General features: G+C 45.8%; 17 protein-coding genes and 1 pseudogene. All 18 read right to left on the reverse strand.

Annotation, left to right across the window (positions count from 1 at the left end):
* On the reverse strand, nucleotides 1-4806 hold a 4806-nt coding region (locus tag FP827_05910), incomplete at its 3' end, for a hypothetical protein (protein MBA3052602.1).
* Nucleotides 4800-7121 carry a hypothetical protein gene (locus FP827_05915; GenBank protein ID MBA3052603.1) on the reverse strand — a complete coding sequence of 774 codons (2322 nt, stop codon included), beginning with the start codon at nucleotides 7119-7121 and terminating at the stop codon, nucleotides 4800-4802. The genes FP827_05915 and FP827_05910, both read right to left, overlap by 7 nt.
* The gene (locus FP827_05920; protein ID MBA3052604.1) at nucleotides 7118-8110 is read right to left on the reverse strand and encodes a hypothetical protein; all 993 of its coding nucleotides are present in this window, start codon (nucleotides 8108-8110) and stop codon (nucleotides 7118-7120) included. Before FP827_05920 ends, FP827_05915 begins: the two co-directional genes overlap by 4 nt.
* Nucleotides 8111-8268: 158 nt before the next feature.
* The gene (locus FP827_05925) at nucleotides 8269-9228 is read right to left on the reverse strand and encodes a PorV/PorQ family protein (protein MBA3052605.1); all 960 of its coding nucleotides are present in this window, start codon (nucleotides 9226-9228) and stop codon (nucleotides 8269-8271) included.
* Nucleotides 9229-9267: 39 nt separating this feature from the next.
* Nucleotides 9268-9684, reverse strand: coding sequence for a hypothetical protein (locus tag FP827_05930; protein ID MBA3052606.1), 417 nt, complete (start codon nucleotides 9682-9684; stop codon nucleotides 9268-9270).
* Between the two features lie 59 nt (nucleotides 9685-9743).
* On the reverse strand, nucleotides 9744-11843 hold the full coding sequence (locus tag FP827_05935) for a polyribonucleotide nucleotidyltransferase (GenBank protein MBA3052607.1): 2100 nt from the start codon (nucleotides 11841-11843) through the stop codon (nucleotides 9744-9746).
* A 49-nt stretch (nucleotides 11844-11892) separates the two neighbouring features.
* A complete protein-coding gene (rpsO, locus tag FP827_05940; protein ID MBA3052608.1) occupies nucleotides 11893-12162 on the reverse strand; it encodes a 30S ribosomal protein S15 in 270 nt (89 codons plus the stop codon).
* 79 nt (nucleotides 12163-12241) lie between these two features.
* Nucleotides 12242-13486 (reverse strand): GGDEF domain-containing protein, encoded by a 1245-nt coding sequence (locus FP827_05945; protein MBA3052609.1) that lies wholly within the window; start codon nucleotides 13484-13486, stop codon nucleotides 12242-12244.
* A complete protein-coding gene (locus FP827_05950) occupies nucleotides 13483-14460 on the reverse strand; it encodes a hypothetical protein (protein ID MBA3052610.1) in 978 nt (325 codons plus the stop codon). Before FP827_05950 ends, FP827_05945 begins: the two co-directional genes overlap by 4 nt.
* Before the next feature lie 48 nt (nucleotides 14461-14508).
* Entirely contained in the window at nucleotides 14509-15468 is a 960-nt protein-coding gene (locus tag FP827_05955; protein ID MBA3052611.1) for a hypothetical protein, read from the reverse strand.
* Complete coding sequence (locus FP827_05960; GenBank protein MBA3052612.1) at nucleotides 15465-16316, reverse strand: hypothetical protein; 852 nt, start codon at nucleotides 16314-16316, stop codon at nucleotides 15465-15467. The genes FP827_05955 and FP827_05960 overlap by 4 nt, the downstream gene beginning before the upstream one ends.
* Before the next feature lie 369 nt (nucleotides 16317-16685).
* Nucleotides 16686-17285 carry an SGNH/GDSL hydrolase family protein gene (locus tag FP827_05965; protein ID MBA3052613.1) on the reverse strand — a complete coding sequence of 200 codons (600 nt, stop codon included), beginning with the start codon at nucleotides 17283-17285 and terminating at the stop codon, nucleotides 16686-16688.
* Nucleotides 17266-17850, reverse strand: coding sequence for an SGNH/GDSL hydrolase family protein (locus FP827_05970; protein ID MBA3052614.1), 585 nt, complete (start codon nucleotides 17848-17850; stop codon nucleotides 17266-17268). Before FP827_05970 ends, FP827_05965 begins: the two co-directional genes overlap by 20 nt.
* A gap of 17 nt (nucleotides 17851-17867) precedes the next feature.
* Nucleotides 17868-17969, reverse strand: a pseudogene (locus FP827_05975) (transposase).
* Nucleotides 17960-19738: a carbamoyltransferase gene (locus tag FP827_05980; GenBank protein ID MBA3052615.1), complete on the reverse strand. Its 1779-nt coding sequence runs from the start codon at nucleotides 19736-19738 to the stop codon at nucleotides 17960-17962. The pseudogene FP827_05975 and the gene FP827_05980 overlap by 10 nt, the downstream one beginning before the upstream one ends.
* 406 nt (nucleotides 19739-20144) lie before the next feature.
* A complete protein-coding gene (locus tag FP827_05985; GenBank protein MBA3052616.1) occupies nucleotides 20145-23675 on the reverse strand; it encodes a hypothetical protein in 3531 nt (1176 codons plus the stop codon).
* A 55-nt stretch (nucleotides 23676-23730) separates the two neighbouring features.
* On the reverse strand, nucleotides 23731-24429 hold the full coding sequence (locus FP827_05990; protein MBA3052617.1) for a hypothetical protein: 699 nt from the start codon (nucleotides 24427-24429) through the stop codon (nucleotides 23731-23733).
* Between the two features lie 91 nt (nucleotides 24430-24520).
* Entirely contained in the window at nucleotides 24521-25180 is a 660-nt protein-coding gene (locus tag FP827_05995; protein MBA3052618.1) for a DUF374 domain-containing protein, read from the reverse strand.
* Nucleotides 25181-25240 lie beyond the last annotated feature (60 nt).

The following is a 25240-nucleotide window of genomic DNA, read 5'->3' on the forward strand; positions in this document are numbered from 1 at the left end:
ACTACCGCTCAACGAAACAAAAAGAGTAACACCTGCGATTGCCGAAGTAGAATTCGAAATGCCCGATTCATTCCCAAAATTGTCAAATGCCTTAATCGCAAAATACCATCTCTTCGCATCCAGCCCAGTCAATACTTTCGTCTCCATACTTCCCGATATTTGAGGAAACCAACTGTTACTATAATCCGAGGCGCTTCCCCAGTTCGACTCATCTATTGTAAAAGTAGCGTACTTTACAGTATAACTCGCTGCTGTACCCGACGAGCCGTCATCACCGGGAGCTGTCCAGTTTAATGTTATGGAATATGGCTTATCCCCCGTCACAGCAGCAAGGTCCAACACCACCGCCGGCGCTGTTACATCATATTGTGCCATTGCCTGAGCTATATTTGAAACTTCAGACCAGATCTGAACTCTATCGTTGGTCCAAAAAGCAAAATAATATGTCACTCCCCCTGTAAGCCCCGTTAATGTCTTCGTATACAAACTTCCCGGCTCACATCCGGCAATCGAGATTTCAATTTTATAATCGTCTTTATCCCACGCCTTTGTAAAACTTGAGTAATCAATCCTGAACATTCCTGTCAATATTCCATTTGTCCCATCGTCGCCCGGAGATATCCAGCTTAAATTGATTTTGCCCTCTATATCTCCTGTTTCCGCACTCAACCCCGTAAGAGCCGCAGGTGGGGTTAGATCTGCGGTTACTTTACCTTCTAATCCGCCTGATATCTTCACATAATCATATGTGCAAGTATTATTACTCGTCACATTGGTTCTTTGCGAAGTGTATATATACGCCGTATTGAAATGCCTCTGATATGCGCCGTTTTCCACTCTGATTGGAATGCCATTTATGTCTGTTAAATCAACATATATGTTACCCTCATCATTTATCAGAATATGCCATTCCGCTTCTTTCATATTATACGGGAAATCGCGGAAAGACACATTCCTGTCATCATAAGAGGTATATATCGTACCCACTCCACCGCCGCTGACCCTGCGCTGAACCATCCAGTGAACTCCAAAATGATCAGGATCTTCTGGATTTGTATTATCAGGGTCAACCCTCGCGACAAATCTCAGCCAATCACTGCAATCGTGGGGCTGAATCTCTGTGCCTGAAATATCCGCCGGAAGAAGATAAAATTCATTCCAGAAAAAATTCCCGTTGGAACCGTTCTGCTCTGTGGGAACCCTCATCCTTACATTGAACTCAATTTCATCGGTTAAGCTTTTCACTTCTTTTGATACAGCATACACCGTTCCGTACTGGCCGCTTGCACTAGCTTCCGCATTCAGATTCAGCCAGCCGTAAGCCACAGATGAGTATGCTGATAATCCCCCGCTATGTCCCTGGGTCCATAAAGCTTCGGATAAAGTGTTAAAGTTCTCCTGGAATTCGCCCGCGTAATTACCTAGTCTATCTGTCACCGCAATACTGATGCTGTAATCACCTTCCGCAAGTCCCGATGGCGACCATAACGCGCTTACACCCGAGGGCACCTCGCCGCTGCCGGGAATAGTTTCTATAACCGTTTTGTCAGAATCTTTTATCTTTACAATCCAGTCTGCGTATTCGGATAATTCCGCTGTAATATTTACCGCGTCTCTAATCCCGTCTCCATTAGGACTGAAATACAGCGGCTCTACGACAAAATTACTAACCTCTGGTGGCGAATTATCAACGATAATACTTGCCGTCTTTTGAATTTCGGTATTTCCAACATTGTCAACGCTATAATAAGAAATCACATGACTCCCTTCGCCCGAAACAGAAAAAGTTCCCATATAAACCTGCCACGGCTCATCGTCAATTTTATATTTTATCTCTTTTATCCCAAATCCCGCGCCATCTCCAATTTCAATAAAATCATCCACCGCCGTTAATGTAAAAGTTGTAGCGCTTGTAACATGCGCGTTAATCTCGTCAATGTATTTTGGCTCTCCTACTGATAATGTTGTTCTCGGCGGAACAATACCTCTATAAGCAACACAAAATAAACCTAAACTATGCGCCTTGCCGTAAATTATATTATTCGCCGTATCTCTCGTAAAAGTAGTATTTACCCATCCAAAATCTTCCAGATACAAAAGTTCTAAATTATCCTCAATTATTGGTTCTAAATTATCCGGATATTTTAATGCTACCGTTACCAGCCCTTCAAAATTTACATCTGTCGTTATCTCATACCCCGCATTTGCCGGAACAATTATACATCCTGCAATATCCGAAATCGTGACCCCAACTGCCTGAGTGTTGCCCTGTTCATATACATAGAGATAATTCACCTTAACGTCCGGCGGCAACTCTACAATCACATTCTCGCCAGCCCTTGTATTATATCCCGGATCCGGTTCAGGATTATAGCCATAATAATACGCCCCGATATCACATATTGAGTTATCGGGATCATTGTATTCAGGGGATGGGTCTCCGGCATCAATACAGGGTGAATTTGACATCAGCCTATAATCCCCAAGTCTCTCATCAACAAATATGGGGTCTGCAAAAATATTGTTCTCCGCAATGGCTAAAACCGTGCTAACAGGAATCTGATAATTATTGACAAGGTTGTATGAAACAAGTCCCTGAGATAGAAATATGCCTGTCCCTGAAGAAACATCGTAATTACTCACTATGTTATTTGACACTAAAGTGTTTTCATCAGCACTAACTACAATGCCGCCCAATTTTGAGTTTACTACTGAATTATTTATTATTGTCACTTCGTTCATTAAATAATCACACAATATCCCATTATCAAAATTAGCAATCGTATTATCCTCTATAAGAGTTTTAACACCCTCGACCCTTAAATGAATACCCTTTGTCCTTTTCGTTGTCGTTCTTGATTCACTACTAAAAATAATATTATTGTTCTTGACCGTTAGCTCCGCTTGATCTCCTAACGCTATATGCAATCCATAGCTCTCATACACGGAATGTTCTGATATTTGCAAAACGTTGTTTTCTATAAAACACTTAGCCGAACGGCTGTATAGATACATTCCGCTGGTTACATTGACGATTCTGTTGTCCCTTATATATACATTCCCTTCTCTCATATCCCAAAAAGAAAATCCTTGCGTAAGATTCGAGGGAGCACCTCCACCTATGAAAGTATTATTTTCTATATATATTTCATCTAAAAAATTGCCACATGTAATCGCAGTTTGTGCGCTGTTCGATGTTAAGTCAAATCTATTTCCAAAAATCGTTACATTCAAGCCCCCATACAATCTTATTGCAAAGGCCCTGGAAACAATAAAATTACAACTTGAAATTGTAATGTTATAATTTACAATCCCCCCGAGCGTGTCGGGTGCCATCAGTGTAATCCCGGTAAGAGTGTAATGTTGAATCGTTAGGTTCGAAATCTCAATATTGCTTATTACCTCACCAAAAAATGCGTTTTCCTGCGTATCGGCTCCATCTAGTATTGCCTCTCCTCTGCCCTGTATTATTATTGGCTTCTCTACCGTTCCGCTTGTAGATATAATGACCGTCTGATTAGAATAAGTCCCTTCAGTTATAATAATCTTCGTGCCCGGAACCGCGCTGTCCATAGCTTTCTGTATCGTCGCGAATGCCGCATCCTCCGTTAAACCGTCATTTGAATCAGAGCCGCTCACAGAAACAAAGCGGTAATTTTCTATAACTATGGCCGAAGTTGAATTTGAAATATTAGATTCATTGTCCCCCGCATCATACGCCTTAATCGCAAAATACCATATCATGCCTTCTTCCAGACCATCAAGCTCCTTTGTTTCTTTGCTCCCTGCCGAAAGCGGAGTCCAGTTCTGAGCATAAGTATCCGCCGAATTAAACAACGCTTCATCTGTAATCGAAAACGATGAATATTTCAATATATACCCACTAGCTGTTCCTGAATTTCCATCAGACCCTGTTGCAATCCAGTTCAATGTGATAGAATAGCCCGTATCTGCCGTTAAAGTTGTAATTACGGCAGGGGCTATTGTATTATCAAATGTAACACTAAAACTTTCGACCGCACTCACGCTACCTAAATAATTTTTCGTGTAAAAAGATATATTGTGTGTTCCATCTGCTAAACTGAGCGGGAAATATCCTTGGCTTTGATATTCTTTCCAACTTCCGCTCTGGTCAATATCAATGTACAGTCTGATAATTCCAAAATCATTGTATTCATCGAATACAATACAGGGATTATATTTGGCTGAAACCATAGGCACACTATTAAAATCATATTTTTGACCCCTGTATTTAAAAAAAGCAACAGGAGTTGTAATATCTATTGGAGCAGTCCCTATAACGTTACCCAAGTCATTAATAACTGAAATCCTTTTATTGTTTTGGTCCCCTATCGTTATCTTATCTCCAACGACACGTAATGTTTTTGGATTGTTAAACCTATACTGCGCGGTAGATTCAACATACCCATCAATTACATTAAAATTTACGCCATCCTCCGTAAAAACATATATTCTGCTATACGAACTATCCGAAGTCCTATTATTCGAGTTATCCGATACATATATCCTGTTTTGTCCATCTATTGCAATCCCCTCGGGCTTTTGAATAACACCCGGAAAATCCATAATATATTCACGATTTTTGTCGTATTTTTTGACTACCCCGCATCCTTTGTCAATAAGATATGTACAACCCTTTAATCCCTCCGCATATTGCCCTGCACACTTCGGAACACCATCGCCTGTATTTTTTTCTATGATTTCATCTATTATATCAGCCCTTATCATATTGCTAAAGACTGCTACTAAAGCAATATAAATTAATATCTTCTTCAATTTTACCATCCCATTTTTACCGTCCAGCTACGGTAATGATCAAAAGTCAAATTTTCAGCAAAATCATCATATTCTTCATATCTGTATGTATACACTGTTGTTTTACCCCATGTATTATCACCAAATATTGGTGTTATTTCATATTGGTTAGTACGTAACAGCAAGCCATCAGACGCTACGCCAAAATACCAACCATAATCCCAAGCAGAAAGATGGAATCCGCTATACCACAGGCCTCCAAATGCAATTAATTCGGCCGTACTGGTAGGCGGTTGAACGCCTGCGTCGCAGTCAACATAGAACGACCAATCTTTTGCCAACAACAAACTTTCATCTTCCGAATATGTGGTTCCTACTATATTACTATAATTTGTGCGCCTTACAATGTAATACTTTACTGCTCCCAATACTTTATTCCATCTAAGATATAAGCCATCCGTCATTTCACATTTATACTCGTAGTAAGGTGCGGGTCTGATTACTGAATTTTTCAACGTACCGTACATATTTATTTCCAATCTGTCAGTTACTTTAAACCACCATTCCTTCTCACTAATTTGGCCAGTTCCATCACTCGCCTTTAGATAAACATAATTTTTGTTGCCAAGATTAAAGTTTATACCCTCACTATTATATTTCACTTTGACAGCCGACATACCCGCTATGTCATTAGCCGAAGTCACAGTTATATCAGCCGCATTTATTAAATTCCCGTTCAGCTTCATCTCATCTATATTTATCGTCTGATTCGTCTTTGAGATTACCAAAGCGCTGATTATTGGATTTATGCCTATCGTTTCATATAAAGGTTCCATCCCGACTATTTGCAGGCTACTTTCCGTTATAAAACGCCATTGATAGTCGTCGGCGGGACTTCCTTCGCTTATCCCGTTGCCGTTGCCATCGAGAGTTATGTTTGCCAAGTTCTTTATGCTGTCCGCTTTTAGTGTAATGTAGTACGTGGTGCTATACTCCAAATCACTGGCAAAGTTTATTTGGAGTTTCGTATTGTCTAAATCCACTGATGTTATGCTTGCCACAGGGGCAATCTCAACCGCTGATAACGGGATTGCCGCCATTGCTGTGCTGAATGTTATCTCCGGTGTCAGGTGTATCGGTGTATCCTGCTTTCCGTCGTAGGGCATTACATCTTTTACCATGGGCGACGCTCCTATCTGAAAGTAAAAAGTCGTTGAGTCGTATAATTCAAGGGTGTTTAAGGCAGTGATAAGCACCTTGTGTTTGCCGGGGGATAACTCGGGGGTTTTGTATGATATGGTTACTGGTTGTGACGGGAGTGAAAGATTCAATAATGCTGTTTTGTCCTCTCCGTCGAGATAGAGCCTTACCGCAGTCAGGTCTGTTCCGCTCTGTATTGTTGCTTTTATTGTGGTAGTTGCTACCGTTATTGCTGTCGAAGTCGACGGGGAGATGTTGGAGAACTGGGGGAATGGGGAGTAGCAGCCGTGCGGCCACCAAAATTTTGTAGTCTTGTTATCTTGTGTCTCCTGAATATTTATCTGTTCTCCGCTTCCGCTTATTTCAACTGTTTCACTTATTACTTTTCTGACATGTTCCCCCGATGAATATTCAAGAGCAACCGAATGCGTAACCTGCGCATGAGTTAAATCATTACCAATATCTGCTGTCAAAAGCAAAACGTGCCCGCCCGACGCAAAGACATCCCCTTTTTTCATATTTTTTAATTCAATAGGCAGACATCTATTCGTTGTTATCTGAGTAACATTTAATTTATACTCGTCAGAGGCAAATCTGCTAATGTCAAGCGAATTACCAACAAAACCCGAACAGTCTATTCCCGTAAATCCTGTATATCCACTCGGTATATCTGTCGGGTTCCCTGGGATAGCTACATCCTCTTCCCTTGCTCCCGCTATCCATTTTTCATTTGTTCTGCCGATTCTATCTTCAAAAACAACAACCGTATCCGCCCCCCATTTCAGTGCCCCTGAATATCCGCCCATTGCATACGCCTCACCGGTGACGGGAGTGACACTGACGATGAATGGCCATCTACTAATTGCGGCATTCCTTTCGGCTTCTGAAATTATACCGTTGTCATCTGTATCTATCTTGCCAGCTCTATCATCGTATTCATCTCCTGCTACGCTACCAAGATATAAAGTTTGGTTTCCTGTGTTAATTATATTGTTAGAACTACATTGCCAAGAATAATTTTTATAACTTTCTGCCTCAGCTAATACATTATTTCTTGTACGTGCAAAAAGGTTGTTTGAGATTATGAATAATACACTCCAAGAAATTATGAAAAAATGCATTAGCCAATTCTTAATTATTTTCATTTAATAAGTTTTCTCTCAAATTTGGTTACTATTATGCCTTTAGAATCAACTGCCATGCTATACCGATTTCCATATCCATCAAATTCTCCACTTGAATTTCCCTTTATGGTACTGATTAAATTACCTTTAGAATTATATATATCCATATAAGTTTCAATTTCTTTTGCATATGGTAAATTCTTTTCATATTTCCCAATACTTCTACTAATCAGAATTTTTTTACCATTGTCAATTACAAAAGGATTACCCACAGCAAATTTTTCGTTTTCATCTAGGTTTCTATGCGATTCAATTTTCTTTTCTATTTTTCTGCCATCCCTAAATTTTATAATAATTTTTCCTATATTATTCGTAACTTTGTGTTTCTGAATAATGTAATCTTCCTCAACCTCAAATCTACCTTTTTTTTCTGTTTCCCGCCTCTCCGCCAGCTTATCATCCTTGAACCGCCACACCTCGCCTGTTTCTTTGCCGTTATTCTTCCTGATACAGTAGTAATGCATATTATCTTGTGAATCAATGACGATGTTCACACCCTGGATTTTTTTTGGCGTTATCAATTTTTGAAAAATTTTAAAATCGCCTTCGGGTTTTTCTTTCCCTTCTATTATCGCATGAGAGCCATCACTATTATATATCACTTCCCAACCCCAATGCTCACCTATAAAACTTTCCACAGGAATGCTTTTCAAATATTTGCCGTTTTTATCGAATTTCTGTATTTGATTATTTGTAACATCCAGTATGTAAATATTGCCTTTTGAATCAGCTGCCAGACTTTTGGGTTTATATACCCTGCCTGTGCCCGGGAAATTTTCATCTACCTGATTACCAAACTCACCCGGTCCTGTTCCCCATTTACCCTCTATTATTACCTCGGGCACATACTCCTCTATTACTACGCCAGTTGAGGTTTTTACTTCCTCTGCTTTGATAAAATTACACCATCCCATCACCAAAACTAAAATTATAATTATCTTTTTCATCATTTGCTCCTTAATAGTTATATTTCAAATTCATTATATCAGATATGTCCTATTACACCTTACAGTACAACACCTCGTTTTAACCCCAAATTAATTCATATTTTCCAATAATTTCAAACATAAATAGGCATTACCAAAGCCAACCCAACTAATCTTTACCCCTAAAAACCAATTCTAAAACTTACTCTCTGTGAAGTGCCAAGTTCGGCATACGGCTTTATTGAGTAGTCAAGAGTATACGAACCGAAGTTAAAACCTACGCCACCGCCCAGCCCCTCGTCTTCATCGAAGTCATTCGATTCAGCATTGCCGTAAACAGCCGCAACGGCCTTCATCATATACCCCGCCCTCAAAACCATAAACCTCGCCGGACAAACCTGCATACCCATTCTGAATGTTCTTTTCTCATCCACCGGCTCATAGGCCATATCCGCCGTCAATCCGAACACTCCCGCGAATTTGAACATCCCCCCGAGCGTGAATGTCAGCGGAAGGGGATATTTCTCCTCTATGAATTTCATGTCCGGCCCGAGGTTTCTTACGCTCAATCCGACTGACACTTTATCCGTCAGCTCTCTCATCGCCCCCATATCTATGGCGAAACCCTCAGCGCTCTCATCGGCTATCGTCTGCCTTATGAACTTCACATTGACGCCCAGCATATTTTTACCGTTCAATTCCCTCGCCGCCGATAGCGTAAACGCCGTGTCGGAACTCTCAAAATCAGCCGTCTGATTGCCGTCACTGTCCCTGCCGTCTATCTCGCCGCTCCTCATGGATATTACGGATATGCCCAGATTGCCCCACATAACAGGCACAATGCTTCCGGCGAAATCATAAGTCATTCCCTGTATCCATGATGTATGCGTAAAGCCCGCCTGGAATCGCTCGCCTGAAGCTGAAAGCGATCCGTGGCGCGCCATACCCGCAGGATTATAATACAATGCCCCTATGCCGGATGTTACAGCCGTGTACGCTCCGCCCATAGCCTCCGCCCCCGCCGTCGGCGCTATCTTCAAAAACGACGCTCCGCTTCTACCCGTCTCAGCGAAAAGAGGGGAGCTGGGAAATAGTAAAAAATTAACCGCGGCGGCGAAAAAACAGATCTTGAATATTCTCATTTCATTTTTTCCTAAACTTAAACGCCGCCCTAACAGCGCTTATTCTATCTCAAAAAGATCATCGCCTTTCTGCACAAGTTCCGCGTTTTTGGCCAATATCCTGAGTATCCTGCAGTTTGACGGGCTCTCTATCTCATTCATGACTTTCATCGCCTCAACGATGCTCAAAGTCTCGCCTCTGGACACATTACAGGGCGGATTGATGAAAGGCTTTGAGTTCGGAGAAGCGGAGTTATAAAAGATTCCCGCCAGAGGAGATTTGATCGTCTTCAAAACCTTCTCTTCCGCGGGTGCGGCCAAAGGCGTTTGAGCCTTTACCGGACGAGGGAGAACGCGTTTTACAGGGATACTCTCTGAATGAAGCCGCGGGAGATCATGAGAGGCGAGGGCTCTCTTTATGCTGATCTTGATCCCGCTCTTCTCAAAAGCGAATTGGCTGATACCCTTATCCTTCATGAGGGAATAACACTCCCTGAAAAAAGAAATCAGTTCAGACGTCGCGCTCTTTTGGGACTTCACTTACTGTACTGGCTTTCGTCGCTTATGTTCAGATCCCTCAGGGCCTCTTTGCGTGACAATCTTATCTTCCCTCTGTCGTCAACGGAAAGGACTTTGACAAGGATCTGATCGCCTTCCTGCGCCACATCGGTGACCAGGTTCACTCTTTGCCCAGCGAGCTCTGAGACATGGACAAGGCCTTCAGTGCCGGGATATATCTGCACGAAAGCGCCGAAATTCACCGTCTTTATGACTTTGCCCATGTGGATCTTACCGACCTCAACATCGCCCACGAGATATTCTATCATCTGTTTGGCGGCATTGATGCTCTCAACGCTGTCGCCGGCCAGCTGCACAAGGCCTTCATCGTCAACATTGACCTCACAGCCCGTGTCGGCTATTATGCCTTTTATGTTCTTGCCTCCGGGGCCTATGAGAGCGCCTATTTTATCCACTTTTATTCTAACGGAATCTATCTGCGGGGCGAACTGAGACACCTTGCCGCGCGACTCGGGAAGAGCCTCGGACATTTTGTCTATGATCTTGCATCTCGCTTCTTTTGATAAAGCCAGTGCTTTCCTGAATGTCTCCACATCCAGCGATTCCATCTTGAGATCCATCTGCACGGCGGTGATCCCCTTTTTGGTGCCGGCTACCTTAAGATCCATGTTGCCCAGATGATCCTCTTCCCCGGCGATATCGACGAGAAGCACTTTTTCATCGCCTATGTCCGCTATGCCCATGGCAATGCCGGCCACCATGGCCTTTATCGGCACGCCCGCGTCCATCAGTGACAGGCAGGACCCGCAGACGCTGGCCATTGACGAAGAGCCGTTGGATTCAAGGATCTCCGACACAACCCGCACCGTGTAAGGGAACTGCTCTTCCGTGGGAAGAAGCGGTACTATGGATTTTTCGGCAAGATAGCCGTGGCCGATCTCTCGGCGTCCGGGCCCGCGGGGAAAACCCACCTCGCCCGTGGCGAAATGCGGGAAATTATAATGGAGCATAAACCTCTTTTTGTAATCTCCCTCCAGCTCGTCCATTATCTGTTTGTCCGACATGCTGCCGAGCGTCGTGACCGCGAGGGCCTGGGTCTCGCCGCGCGTGAAAACCGCGGAGCCGTGAGTCCTGGGAAGGACAGACACCTCGGCGCTTATGGCCCGTATCTCGTCAAAAGCCCTTCCGTCAAGGCGGAGCTTGTCCACTTTTATTTTCTTCAGGAATATGTCTTTTATACATCCGTCAAACACTTCCGCGTAGGCGATCTTTTCATCGTCTGAGATATTCAGTTTCTCGGCTGAACCGGCTTTGATCGCCGAAATTATCCCGCCCCGTTTGGTGTGACTCTTTTCCTTAAAAGCCTCAAGGAGTTTCGGTTCAATTTCTTTTGTGACCTTGCTCTTGAATTCTTCCGCGATAGCCGGCATTCTTATGCCCACGACTTTCTCTTTGCCCGCTTTGGAGCGAAGGTCCTCGCACATGGCTATTATGCCGTCTATCACCGGCTTTGCCTGATTGACGGCGCCCTCGACTTTGTCTTCCATTATCTCGCTGCCGCCGCCCTCTATCATGGTGATTCCGGTTTTTGTGCCGGCCACTACTAATTCCATGGAACATTCGGCGATCTCGGAGATCGTCGGGTTCACAATAAAAGAATCATCCTTCAAGCCTATGCGGCAGACAGCCACCGGCGTGGTAAAAGGTATATCCGACACCAGAAGAGCCGCCGACGAGCCTATGAGCGCCAGCATATCCGATTTGTTCTCAACATCGTGCGAGAGCACCCTTACGGACACCAGCACTTCCTGTATGAATCCCTTGGGGAACAAAGGCCTCAGAGACCTGTCCACTATCCGGGAGGTGAGGATCTCTGAATCCCTCGGCCGCCCCTCTCTTTTGAAAAAACCACCGGGGATCTTTCCCGCGGCATATGTCATTTCCTTGTAATCCACCGTCAGCGGCATAAAATCGCCGGACTTTGCCGAGCCCATCGTCACCGCGCACAACACAACCGTGTCGCCGTATGTGACCTTGCATGAGCCGTTGGCCTGTTTGGCCCACGAGCCGGTTTCAATTGTCAACTTCCTTCCTGCAACCTGTGATTCCACTTTAATCATTTTTTCCTTCCTTACATTGTTTTTCCGATCATCCTTGCCGGAAAACTTACACTCGTATCTTCAAGTCCTTCGTTATATTACCATACTGTTCTTCGTTTGTTCTTTTCAGGTATGAAAGAAGCTTTTTCCTCTTGGAAACGAGTTTTATCAGACCCAGTCTTGAATGCTTGTCTTTCTTGTGCATTTTCAGATGCTCCGTTATCTCGTTTATCCTCGTGCTGAAAATGCCTATCTGCACCGACGCCGAACCCGTGTCCTTAACGTCTTTACCGAACTTCTTAATCACTTCCTGCTTCTCTGTTTTACCTATAGCCATCATATTCCTCCTATTGTTATTTTCAAAATCCAAACACCATTATAGCAAATATCCCCCATATTGAAAGGGGCGTTTGATTTCAGTTTTTTTCCCCATGGACGCAGACCCTGTTCTTGCCCGTGCCTTTCGCCCTGTAAAGAGCCTTGTCGGCCTTGTCTATGATATCATTCTTTTTGACGCCGTGATCCGGATAAGCGGCAATGCCTATGCTCACGGTGGAACGAAGTCCTTCTCCGAAATTCTGGTTCTCAACCGCTTTGCGTATCCTCTCGGCGGCTATGCGCGCGCCCTCTATGTGCGCCTCCGGCAATATGACCGCGAACTCCTCGCCCCCGTAACGGGCTATGAAATCCGTCTCTCTCAGTATAAAGCGCATGATCTTCGCCATGCTCTTCAAATGCCTGTCACCGGCAAGATGTCCGTGATTGTCATTGAACTTCTTGAAATCGTCAATATCCAGTATCATGAGAGAGAAGTTCATATCATACTGCTGCGCCCTGTAGAGCTCCTTCTCCATGCGCTCATGAAAGAAACGGTGATTATAGAGTCCCGTCAAACCGTCCACATTTGAGAGCTTGATTGTTTTGTGCAGGGCTTTCGTCTGCACGATGATGGACGATATTTTGTTCTGTATCAGCTCCGTCATCCCGTCGTCGCCATTATCAGCTTTCGCGTCAAAAAGAGCGAGCCCCCCCATGGGAGAGCCCCCGTCAAAAAGCGGGATGTAAAGCGTGCGGCCGTGATCTTCATAGAAATCTTTTTCCGGACGCGAAAAATCCTTAACGCGCGAGAGCGCCTCGTCGCATTCGGCGCCGGCGATGCCCCACGAAATTTTATCCGTGAGGGCTCCTTTTTTCCCCAGAAAAATGATGCCGGATGAGGCTGATGTGAGTTTCCTCGCTGATTCAAGAAGGATAATGAGTATCTCGTCAAAAGACCACGACTGGTCCACTTTGGATAAAAGCCGGTCGAAAATATCCCTGGCCCAGGCCACGCGCAAAAGGCTCCATATAAGATTGGCGGTCATCTCGCCCATGACCTCTAATCCGAGAGGGTCGGCCTCGTTTTTTATCTTTCCCGCCATAGCGGGGGAGCCGCTCAGGTCCAGCACCGCGTCGCATTCTCCGGATTTCAAAAATTCTCTCCAATCCTCAATAACCGGTATCGTCTGCAAACGGGCCTCGGAAAAAACATCATCCCTGCCCTTTTCCATGTAAACGCCCGTCACGTTATACTCGGGGCTGGAATCCAGGAATCTTATGAAGGCTCCGGAGCGGCGGCTGCCAGCGATGACAAGTATCCTCTTGTTGAAGGACGAAGTCATTGGAGCCGCGAAACTATCCTAAAACACTCTATCATGGATTCCGCGCGGGCCTTAAAAGTCCCCGCTATGTCAAAAGCCGTGCCGTGAAGAGGCGAAAGCCTTATGAAAGGAAGCCCCCATGTGAAATTCACCGCGCGGCCGTGCGAAAAAAGTTTGACCGGCGCAATGCCCTGGTCATGATACATGGCCTCGATAATGTCATACTCGTTCTTCAGACATCCGGAGACGGCATCAAAGGCGTCCATCGGACCCGAAACGGACATCCCTCGTTTTTTTAATTCTTCCACCGCCGGTATTATCTCGTCCTTCTCCTCGCTGCCGAGCAGTCCTCCGTCGCCGCAATGAGGGTTCAGCGAACAGACCGCCGCGCGGGGCTCTTTAATCCCCAAAAAACGCAGGGCGTCAAAAGCCGCCGACAGCGTAGACATTACCGCCTCTTTCTTTATGGCGGAAGGTACATCTTTGATCGCAAGGTGCTGGCTGACAAGAACGGCCCTTATCGTCCGCGAAAGAAAAAGCATCACGGCTTTTTGTCTCTCAACGCCGAAAAAATCGGCAAGATAGTATGTGTGCCCGGAGAAACCTTTTTTTATGACGGCTAAACCCTGTTTTGACACGGGGGCGGTGATAAGTTTATCGGCTTTACCTTCCTTGATGAGGTCGCAGGCCAGCTCAAGATAAGACAGGGCCTCGCGCGATGAAGCTTCGCAGGGAGCGGAACCGTAAATGTATTTGTTCCCGCTTTGGGGTTCAAGAATATTCAGCGCGCCGTTTTTGAGGCGAAGAGCATCATCCACGGGATTTATCTCAATCTTTATGCCCATAGCGGAAGAAAGTTTTTCATAGAGCGATCTCCGCCCGATGATCAAAGACGGAGCGAGTGAAAAAGCCTCGTTTGAGGCCAGGCGCAATATAACTTCCGCTCCGATTCCGGCGGGATCGCCCGAAGTGATGAGACAATGCCTGGGTGTCATATGATTGCTCGGAGGTTTCTACCCCGAATTGTTACCGGGCGAACGGCCTTATTCAAACAGTTTTTTATCCAGTATTTTTATCGCCGCATCATCGCGCAGATCCCTCACCCATGCGGTGTATTTTTCTTCCATGGCGGCGCTGTAAAGATAATTTTTGATATAATCTTTAGCCTCTTCAAAGGTTTTCTTTTCGGGAGCGTTTCTCCCCGTGCATTTGACTATGTGATACCCCAGGGGCGTCTCAAAAACATCGGATATCCCTCCGACATTGAGCTCAAAACACGGCTTCTCGAATTCGGGTATCTTTTCGCCCCTGCCAAAATAACCGGTGTCTCCGGCGTTTTCCGGGACAGAAGAATATTTTTCGGCCAGCGCCGAAAAACCCTCGGGTTTTTTCTTCGCCTCGGCGAGAGCCTGTTTTGCCTTCGCCATCAGGTCTTTTTTTGCGATGGCGCTCTCAAACTCAAAAAAGATCTGTCTCACCCGCACCTGCTCGCCGACTATCATTTTGTCTTCGTTGGCTTCATAGAACTTTTTCATCTCTTTTTCGGCGGGCTCGGGAATATTTGACCGGACTTCCTTGTTTATGAGCTTGATCGTCACAAGCTGATTTTTAATGTTATCCCGCATCTGCTGGACCGTCAGGCCCTGCTTCTGGATCTCCTCAGTATACTCTTTCTCGGTTTTAAATCTCGCCCGTATTTCGGCGACACCCTGATCCACCTCGCTCTCGGTGACCTGAATATTATCCTGCTCAGCCTTGATAAGCAGCACTTTTTCTTCTATCATGGCGTCAAGGATCTCTTTTTTCATCCTCTTCTCAAGTTTCTCGGTATCCGCCTCGGCCGCTGTGTTTTTCAACTGGGCCTGAAAAGGCTTGAGCCGCTCGGTAAATTCAGAATAAAATATGGCCTTGCCGTTTACCGTGGCCACTATCCTGTCCAGCACACGCGCCGAGCCGGCCGCATGCATCAACAGCGCCGCCGCCGCAAAAATAATCTTTTTCATCTGCCGTTCTCCTCTTGCTCCGCTTCCTGCCCCATATGCCACGGCGGATAAATATTCGGGAGTTTGTCGTAATTCACCCTGACATTAAATTTTTTCTTGTAAAATTTAAGCAGCTCGTCCAGTTTCTGCTTGCTGAGAAACTGCACGATCTCATCCCTGGCCTCGTCTTTATTCTTTGAACCGGCGGTGCTCCTTCCGGTCAGCTTGAGTATGTGCCAGCCGAAGGGCGTTTTAACGGGCTTGGAGAGATCGCCTATGTTCTGCATCTCAAAAGCCGCTTCCTCAAATTCGGGCACCATATCGCCCTTTTCAAAATAATTTATGTCCCCGCCCTGTTCCGCCGTGTTCCTGTCTATTGAGTGCTCGGAGGCGAGCTTGGAAAAACTTTGTCCGTCTTTTATCTGCGCGAGCACATTCACGGCAACGTCTTTTGAGGGTACGAGTATATGAGAGACTCTGACTCTCGGCGGATGCATATAAAAATCACGGTTGTTCTCGTAATATTCGTCGATCTCGGGATCCTCAACTTTGAGGGGGCCTTTTTTGAGCTCCTCAACAACCTGCTCCAGCAGGATCTGATCTTCAAGGGCTTTTATCCTGTCGCGCACCTCAGGGCGGCGGTGAAGCCCTTTAGCCCTGGCAAGCTCCACGAGAATACCCTCGTTCACTATCCCTTCCAGATACTGGCGGCGGCCGCCTTCGGTTTCCAGAAAACCCCTGTAATATGTCGGCACATCCAGCATCCGGTTTTTGAATGATTCGGCGGTGATCTTATCCGAGCCCACCCTCGCCACATAACCGTCGCCGCAGCCGGCTACCAGAATAAGCGCTAAAAATATTTTCTTCATTTTATCTTTCCTCCATTGCACATTGGATGATTCTATCAAATGAAATAAAATGGAGCAACAAAAAAAATTACTTGGCTACAATAATACTGAACACAAAAAGCAAAAAAGCGCAGCTTGCCGCGAATAAAAACAGAAAAGCAAACGCCCTTTATATATAAATAAATTGTATGAATATCCGTGATTTTAAAGATGTGTAAAAAGGCGTTGGTTATTTATCAAGCCCCTTGAGAAAAATATCAAGAATTTCGTTGTTTAAATGACCTCTTGCCTTCCTTTTTTTAAACTACCCGGCAAAAGGCTATTGCCAGAGAGGTCAGTTGTTTTGGCGACGACCAGAAAGAATGTTCTCTTTTTTTATTATATTAACAATTATTTTTGCCTTATATTATTGGCAATTGCTTCAGCAAATAATTCAGCCATCATACGGTCGCCTTTAGGAGTGAAATGACCGTAATCGTATGTAGACCCATCTTGCGGTATCCTGTTCGCTGCATCAACAAAAACAAGCCCGGCTTTATGGGCATACTTTTCAAAATCGCTGTTCATTCCGAACATTACTCTGAGCCGGCGAAAATCCACGAAAGACGAAAGAATTATCATCGCATTGGGTTTATGGGCTCGTATCACACCTACCATACTCTTAACATTACGCATTATTGTTCTGCGTAATGCAAGCTCAACAATCGCCTGTTGATTTTGGGGAACTTCGTAATTCACCTGAAACTTTCCTGTAGTAGTATTGTTAATAAGATCACGGCTATCCCGAACGCCTGACATTTGAAGGAATCCAGAAATAATCTTTGACTGCAGAAGCCAACCAGGGAGGTAAGCCCCATCAAGATTCTCGTACAGCGTCCTGCGAAAATGAGCATAATCTGTTCTATATATATCAACAGGAGCTTCTGCAAAAATATCATTGACTCCAAGATATAGGATATAGATGTCACTGTCATAATCTATTACTCTCAATAGAAAGATCCAGCAGGTTCTCAAGAGAGGTATATCCCATTATTCCTTCGTTGAGGACCTCAATATTAAGATTATTGTTGCGCTCTTTTAAATATTTCCCGGTTAGATATGGCCAGATCAAGTTATCGTCATTTACTCCCATAGTTGTACTTCCGCCAAGTGTTGCGATTCTAAGGGTGCCGGGAGGCTTAACAGTGTTTTTTACGTCAAACTCAAGCGTTGAGCGGAAGCCATAGTGATTGATGGTGAATAAACCTCTTGCAAATTTATTCATACGGAAAGTGCTGTCCGGTTTGAATACGTATATTAGGTATGGATGCGGCGCAAACCATGCTTTTTCAAAAACTTCTTTTTTGGGAAGGACTTTTATTACATCTTTTCGGGCTAGGAAGAGGTATATCCGGAATGTTATTTCAAGAGAGATGATCGAAACTATAAATATTGAACCAAAAATTATTACCTGCCGCAAAATTATTGATTTTAGGCGATTTTTTCTATTTGCCAATTTATGATCTGTTCTTTTCTTGTTAGCACTTGCTGATTTTCGATTTTTAGATTTTGTCATTTGTTCCCTTTATAGACAATCAGAACATATGCCAAAATCGCTATCCAAATTTGAGTCTTCACGGCATTCTCGGACGTTCCATAAAATGCTTTGATTTTCAAGTGTTGTTTTATCCATTTCGCTGCTTCCTGATAAGGAAATTTCCCATAACCAATAAATCTATTCCCGAGTTAAGATAGGTACTTATTGCATTTTCAGGCGAATTGACAATAGGTTCTCCTTTTAGATTAAATGATGTATTCAATACGACCCCGATGCCAGTCTTTTCCTTAAATTTGTTAATCAAGTTCCAGTAGCGTGGATTATTTTCTTTGTACACCGCCTGAATTCTGGAAGATCCGTTGATGTGTGTTACCGCGGGAATCACCTTCTGTTTATCCTTTCTCACGGGATAAGTTACAAGCATAAATCTGTCAGGATAAATTGCTTTCTCCTGTTCAATATAATTGTTTACGTCTTCCGACAGCACCGAAGGAGCAAACGGCCTGTAGGGTTCGCGAAACTTTATAATTGTGTTAACTTTGTTTTTCATATTGGGGTCTCTTGGGTCAGCTAAGATGGATCGGTTTCCGAGAGCCCGCGGACCCCACTCCGTTCTTCCCTGGTACCACCCAATGACTTTTCCGTTTATCAGTGCATCGGACACCTCTTCGTAAATTTTTTCTTCAGACAGTTTTTCATAACGCAGGTCATTTTCTTTAATTGCGCGCAAAATTTCTTCGTCAGAAAATGCTTTTCCGAAATAAGAACTTGCCATCACCTCGGCTCTTTTGTTACCGAGCACTTCGCACCAGCACCACAAAGCCGCGCCGAGAGCTCCGCCGGCATCGCTTGCGGCTGGCTGAATGTACACATCTTCAAATCCGCATTCCTTTATCAAACGTAGGTTCGCCTTACTGTTCAATGCCACGCCGCCGGAGTAACATAAATTTTTCATTCCCGTCGTTGCACGCAGATATCTGCCTATTTTTACGAGAGCATCCTCCAGTACTTCTTGGATAGACGCTGCTATATCGGCGTAGTATTGATTTTTTTTCGCTTGATCTTCAAAGTCGCGAGGTTTTTCACCGTAGTATGCAGGGAATTCAGTTCTTTTTGTAAAAAAAAGGGCATCGGGTTCTCGCGGTTCACCGAACAACGCCATAAATTTATCGTTATAGGTTTTTGTAATGGAATAGTGGAAAGAAAAATAATCAAGGTTTAATTCTATGCTACCGTCAGTGTGGACATTAACCACTTTCAAAACCTTATCAACATATTTCGGCTCTCCGTAAGGAGCCATACCCATAACCTTGTATTCCCCGTTGTTTACTTTAAATCCGAGAAAGGCGGTGAACGCGGAATAGAGAAGACCCAGCGAATGTGGGAAGTTCATTTCTTCCGTAATGGCAATAACATTGTCTTTACCCACGCCCAACGCCGCCGTCGCCCATTCCCCTACGCCGTCCACGGTCAGAATTGCCGCATCCCTAAACGGGGAGAGAAAAAAAGCGCTTGCGGCGTGAGCCGTGTGATGGGAACAGAACAGCACTTTGTCGTCTTTAATACCCAGCGTTTTTTTAATTCTTTTTCGAAACTTCAGTTTTTTATTCAGCCAGAGCGGAACGGCTTCATTGAATAATCCCAACGATTTAGGCACGTTCTGAATGATAGACGACAGAATACGTTCAAACTTAGGGAGAGGCTTGTCATAAAAAACCACAAAGTCGAGTTCCCCCGAACTGATACCTGCTTGCTCAAGACAGAAATTTATTGCTTTGTCTGGAAAACCGTGGTCATGTTTTACTCTTGAAAAACGTTCTTCTTCACTACAGGCGACAATTCTTCCGTCTTTTATTAAGGCGGCTGCGGAATCATGATACCAACAAGAGACACCAAGGATATTCATCAGAACTGTCTTCTTGCTTTCTCAAGCGTAATTTTTTCCGGTTTTACTTTTTGCCAGCCGGCTTTTGGGAAACGAATAAAAAACCTAAAAAGAATACCAAAAGGCGTTATGAAAATAATATAAGCCAGAGTACAGAGAACTTTTATCTGAAATGTGGCAATTCTCTTTCCGAGCGCCGCCCACCGCTTCCACAGAAGTTTTATTTTTTCAGACATCAAAAAAGCGTGTATATGAAGGGGGCAACGGCGGCGCTTTCAAAAAATATGATAAAAATACTCAAAAACAGAAGTATCATTCCCATGGGAATCAGCCAGTACTTTTTCCCTTCCCAAGCAAACTGAAAAAACTCTTTTACAAAATCCATAAGTGATTCTACATAATTTTTAGTCAAATAGCAAGGAGAACTTCAGGCGTTGTGAGCGCGGCGGTAATTTGACTTGAAGTCTTTCACCGACAGAGGATAGGGGCTGGCCGCGGAAAGCTCCTTGTCCGCCGAAACGGGCCAATCGCTGTAATAACCGAATTTCCCGGAGAGTTTGTCCGCGAAGAATTTGAGGAACTTGATGGCTTTGCTGTCATAAAGTTTATCAAATTCCGGAGGCAGGCCTTTGATGGCGGCCCGGTCAAAGGAAGCCATGTGTTTGAGCTCGCCTTTTTCGCCCGTCATGGTGCCGGCAATATCCGCGCAGCTGATAAGATCATCTCTGTTTGAAATGTTGATCACCTGTATTTTCTTCCAGTCCATATAAATCAGATAATCCGCATTGAGCGCCCTGACTTCTTCGCAGACGAGCGACATCGGAAGTTCAAAAGCGCCGCTTTTTCTGTCTATAAAAGGCGCCATTATGGCCACGGCGTTAAAAGTTTTCGGATGCGCGGGATTGCCGTCTTTCGAGCGCAAAAAATTCATCCTGTATGCATGGGCCGCTATGGGAGGAAGATTTTGCCCGGCGCGGATATCGGGTTTCACTGCCCTGACGGAAGTAACCTTCCAATGGGAATCCCCCGCGTTTATGTATTCGGCTATTCTGTGCCCCAGTTCCAGAAAATCGCTACCCCTCAGCCATCTCAGGTCTTTAGGTATGCGCCGGTTCCTCTTCGGCGTGGCAATGGCTATGCCTTCAAGCCCGCCGTCCTCATCCCAGCCCACAAGCTGCGACAGTGCCGGGAGATCAAGTTTTTTCAGCGGATCGGCCCAATTGTAGAGCTCCATGCTGTACATGCCGCCCTGCAGAAAGAATATGTATTCCGGTTTGTAATTGCGGCCCGACCATTCAAGGACCTGCGTTATGCCCGGCTTGTTTTCCGAGCCGTCCTTGGCCACATTCGGGGCCTTGGTGAGGATCGCCTTCATCGTTTTTCCGCTGGCGCTATCCGTCAGGGTGTATTCAATGACATTGTACCGCACCTTCTCCAGCACCCTTTCATAACTGTCGTCGTACTTTTTAACGGTGACGGGCTTGACCGAAAGGAGTTCCAGCGAAGGCGCGTATTCGCAGACCTTGCCGGCGATGTAATAAAAAAATTCCAGGATATTCCTGTCGCCCACTTTCAGGAGCCGCTTCTTCGGGAACTTCGGATTTGAAAGAGGCTGGCAGGTCGCCGCGCCTTTGTGCCCGCCGTCGGCCTTTGTGCCTATGTGCTGCATCAGCGTGCTCAGATTTATCGTCTCATCCTCGTTATTGGGCTTCCTCGTGGTCATTATCTGGGAACCGTAGCAGTAGAAGAAATAATCGGCGTAATATTTTTTTTCATGGAGCAGATAATTGATTGCCGATGCCACATTTATCTTCGTCTCTCCGAGCTTCGCGTTTGTAAAAGGCGAGAGCGCCGCCATGATCACCAGCCGGTTTTTCGGATTTTTGGCGTAGAGTTCTTTTATAAAAGCGTCCCGCTCCCCGGGGTCTTTGGGGGCCGAGAAGAAAATCCTCAGCTTATCCTTAAAGCCCAGGCTTTTCTCATAATCCGCGCCATCGGGTTTTCTGATAAAGAGCATGTGCCCCATATTCGTTTCCGTGCGCGGGAGCACCTTCCTGAGGCCATCTTCATATTCTTTTACGAACTTGTCCCAGCCCGTTGAGCTCATTATGTTTTCCAGAGATTCCCTGCTGTCCAGCTTTGACAGCTCCATGGTCATCTCTATTTTGTTGAAAGAAGAACCTATGAGCTTGGATATTTCTATTCCCAGACCCCTGTCTTTCGGCCCCATGGATTCCGGCCAGAACTGGCGCGGAAGATAGAGGTCCTGGACATGAGCGATGTCTCTCAAATGCTTGAGGCCGGGATTATCCCAGCGCTGGTCTTTGACCATTTTCTCGTAGATGAGATCCGCTCCGCATTTCTTTTCCTCGTCGGCTTCATCAACACCGCGGGGAGCGGCGTGTATATGGACGGAACCTATCACGCCCTCGGCGGCGAGTTTTTCAAGCAGAGAGAGGACTTCGGGATTATAGGGATGGTGGTCATCTATGGAAACGACATTTACATCGTTTTCTTTGAGAAAGCGGAACATCCTCTCAATGAGAGTGAGAGAAAGATTGTGGGCGAAAGGAGAGCTTCTGACACTGTCTATTTCGATCTCATCATCGGGTTCTGTATCCTCATCTATTATATAATCCGGCGAGGACGAAACACAGGGCTTCTCATCCACCTCCTCGGGCACGAGCATAACATGCAGCCCGTCATATGTGACATTGAGCTGGAAAACCTCATCCTTCGACGCCGCTCGGTAGATCACGCGCGCCGAACCGTCTTCGGCGGTTTTGATGATGGCGGACTTTGAGCCGAGCTCGTCGCCGGAAACGGAACAGATCTTTCCCTCGCCCCTGAGGCGCTCAAACATTATGTCAATGCCCGACACCGCCTTGCCCGTGGAATCTTCCATGAGCATGACCGTGACGGGGAATCCGCTCTCCGCGGCGCAGGGGGTTTTATAAGAAGGGAGCTCTTCAAGTATCTTTAAGGCGTCCTGTACTTTGCCGGCGAAAACGGCAAATTTATTTTTTAAGAGCGCGTCCTGTTCTCCCGCGCTCTTTATCCGCGAATCCATGAAAACCAATATGTGTTTTAACTGTTCACGCACTTGTTCGGCGGCGACGGCAAAGTCTTTCGCGTGAGACTCATCAAAAGGCAGTTCGCGCAGCTGCTCATAGCCCCTCGCCAGATAACAGACGCTTTCAGCGGCGAGGATAATAAGTTCGTCGGTGTAACCTATGCGGCCCCTTGAAGAGAGATCCAGCGAATTGGCTTTATCAAGCGCGAGGATCTCTTCCTTTTTCTCAACGATCTCCGACATATCGTACTTGATCTCGTTGTTCATCGCATCAAGAACCGCTTTTTTGGCCGCGTAAAATCTGTCGCCCGTAAAACAGGTCATCAGGTCACCGAGAAGCGCGTCCTGCTTTTCGCCGGAAGAGCCGTCTATTGAAAGCTCCGTGGCCGCCCTTGTCATATCCAGTATGTCGTTTGCCATGCGCAGAACCGGCACATCCTGATAAGCCGTTATTTTTGCCACCTGATTGAAGGTGGTATTAAAAACCTTTTTGTATTCTTCGGAAACGACAGTAGCGTTTGTCACGATCCACATTCTGAAATCGTTAAGATTTTTCGTGTATCTGTTTATGAGCACGACGGCGTCGGTGTCCCTCACCCGCACAAGTTTGAGGCGCGGCGCCAGGGCGTCAACCGGGAAATCCGGGATATAGACATCGCAGCCCCGGTGCACGACGAGGTGATTGACCCCTTCCGAATAATTTATGAAATCAAAATCATAGTCCTTACCCTGTTCGCTATCGCGCAAGAGCTCTTCCTTCAGAGCGTTCTGAGCCCAGACGCTGTAGAAAACGTTTGAGCTTATCGTGTCAAGGTCGCCGCCGGTTTCCCGGCCTATCCCGTTGCAGACACCTTTACCGTGGATGATGAATATCTTTTTTCTCATGCTAACTGATCATAAACTACCAATTTTGAAGCGCCGCTGTCAAACAACGGCGGGATCACATTATAAGCGTGCGGCCAATGCGCACACTGCCGACGCCGGATTTGAGGCTCTCCAGAGCCGAGCGGACTTTGGGTATCATACCGCCGTCTATAACCCCCTCTGCCATGAGTTCGGCGGCGCCGTCGGCATCTATCTTCTCTATAAGATTACCCGACGAATCGTTCACACCGTTCACTTTCGTGCAGTATATGAGCTCTGGCGCTGCGAGAGCCGCGGCAAGGCGGGACGCTGAAACATCAGCATTGACATTATAAAGGTCCCGGTGCCCGGCGGCGCTCTCAGTTTCCGAAGACGCTATGGGAGACACCAGTATCACCGGCGCCTGAGCGGATTTTATCTTTGAAATATCCACGGACACGATCTCTCCTACAAAACCAAGCTTTGCCGATTTCTGCGAGCTAGTAAAAACCTCACTTCCTGAGACAAAAACGCTTTCAAGTCCGGACAGCATAGAAGCTATATTTTTCGCCATCTTCCTGAATTCATCGTCTATGAGCGCAAGCATATCGGCGGTTGTTATGCGCTCACCCTTGTAAAAACCGAAGGGGATATCCTCCGCTTTCAGCCTTGAGCTTATCTGCACGCCGGCGCCGAAGACCACAGCCGCGGGCAGATGCTTTTGAAGCAGAGAACGGAACTCCTCAAACACGCGCGGATCCCCGACGACCTCACCGCCTATTTTTATCACATTCATAAAATTCCCCCCGAATTCACACGCCCTCGCTAAATGCGGCCGCAGCTGCAAGTGCGCCGTGGCGTGCTGCAAGTGCGCCGTGGCGTGCGTTTCACGCTCCCGTCACCGTACGCGCTCTTTTTCCGATTTTAAATCCGGCAAGCCCGTCAACATATTCCGTAACCGCGTTCAGGGCTTTTTCCAGTTCTTTCTCCTGGGCGGAAATATCGCCGCTCTCGTCAAAACAAAGCGGCTTACCGTGGGAAAAGACTATTTTATTAAACGGCGCCGGTACAATAAATTCGTCCCACCGCCCGAGAACCATCGCCCTTTTCGCTCCGAAAGCGACAGGCACGACGGAACAGCCGCTTTTACGCGCGGCGTAAACAACCCCGGGATGCACTTTTCTCAAAGGCCCCCTCGGCCCGTCGGGGGTAAAAGCGCATTTGGAGCCGCTCCTGAGTTTTTTTATCATTGCGGCCAGAGCCCTCATACCGCCACTGCTGGTTGACCCCCTCACAGGCCCGTAACCCAGCTTTTCGGCCAGAGCCGACACATAAGAGCCGTCGCGGGATTCGCTGATAATAATGTTTATTCCCCTGAACCGGTGCGTGTATATGAGAAAAAGCTGCCTGCCGTGCCAGAAAGCGTATATGAAGGGTTTGCCGCTGTCTCTCAGCTCTTCAAATCCGGGAGCGTTGTCTTCTTTCAGCGACGAGGTGAACGCAACAAAATAAAGATACGCCCTGCCCAGCGCGGCGGCCAAAAACATCACCGCTCTTCCCCTTCACAAAAAATCTTTTTAGTGTTTTTCATTATGTAACGGTCAGAA

This window comes from Candidatus Omnitrophota bacterium (assembly GCA_013791745.1).
Classification (GTDB): Bacteria; CG03; CG03; order CG03; family CG03; genus CG03.

What these genes read in the sequence shown, in the direction of transcription:
- FP827_05945 (MBA3052609.1), bottom strand. Translation starts at nt 13,486, where the DNA reads ATGACTTCGTCCTTCAACAAGAGGATACTTGTCATCGCTGGCAGCCGC.
- FP827_05930 (MBA3052606.1), bottom strand. Translation starts at nt 9,684, where the DNA reads ATGAAGGATAAGGGTATCAGCCAATTCGCTTTTGAGAAGAGCGGGATC.
- FP827_05985 (MBA3052616.1), bottom strand. Translation starts at nt 23,675, where the DNA reads ATGAGAAAAAAGATATTCATCATCCACGGTAAAGGTGTCTGCAACGGG.
- FP827_05925 (MBA3052605.1), bottom strand. Translation starts at nt 9,228, where the DNA reads ATGAGAATATTCAAGATCTGTTTTTTCGCCGCCGCGGTTAATTTTTTA.
- FP827_05960 (MBA3052612.1), bottom strand. Translation starts at nt 16,316, where the DNA reads ATGAAGAAAATATTTTTAGCGCTTATTCTGGTAGCCGGCTGCGGCGAC.
- FP827_05920 (MBA3052604.1), bottom strand. Translation starts at nt 8,110, where the DNA reads ATGATGAAAAAGATAATTATAATTTTAGTTTTGGTGATGGGATGGTGT.
- FP827_05970 (MBA3052614.1), bottom strand. Translation starts at nt 17,850, where the DNA reads ATGACAAAATCTAAAAATCGAAAATCAGCAAGTGCTAACAAGAAAAGA.
- FP827_05995 (MBA3052618.1), bottom strand. Translation starts at nt 25,180, where the DNA reads ATGTTTTTGGCCGCCGCGCTGGGCAGGGCGTATCTTTATTTTGTTGCG.
- rpsO (MBA3052608.1), bottom strand. Translation starts at nt 12,162, where the DNA reads ATGGCTATAGGTAAAACAGAGAAGCAGGAAGTGATTAAGAAGTTCGGT.
- FP827_05955 (MBA3052611.1), bottom strand. Translation starts at nt 15,468, where the DNA reads ATGAAAAAGATTATTTTTGCGGCGGCGGCGCTGTTGATGCATGCGGCC.
- FP827_05915 (MBA3052603.1), bottom strand. Translation starts at nt 7,121, where the DNA reads ATGAAAATAATTAAGAATTGGCTAATGCATTTTTTCATAATTTCTTGG.
- FP827_05990 (MBA3052617.1), bottom strand. Translation starts at nt 24,429, where the DNA reads ATGAATGTGATAAAAATAGGCGGTGAGGTCGTCGGGGATCCGCGCGTG.
- FP827_05980 (MBA3052615.1), bottom strand. Translation starts at nt 19,738, where the DNA reads ATGAATATCCTTGGTGTCTCTTGTTGGTATCATGATTCCGCAGCCGCC.
- FP827_05950 (MBA3052610.1), bottom strand. Translation starts at nt 14,460, where the DNA reads ATGACACCCAGGCATTGTCTCATCACTTCGGGCGATCCCGCCGGAATC.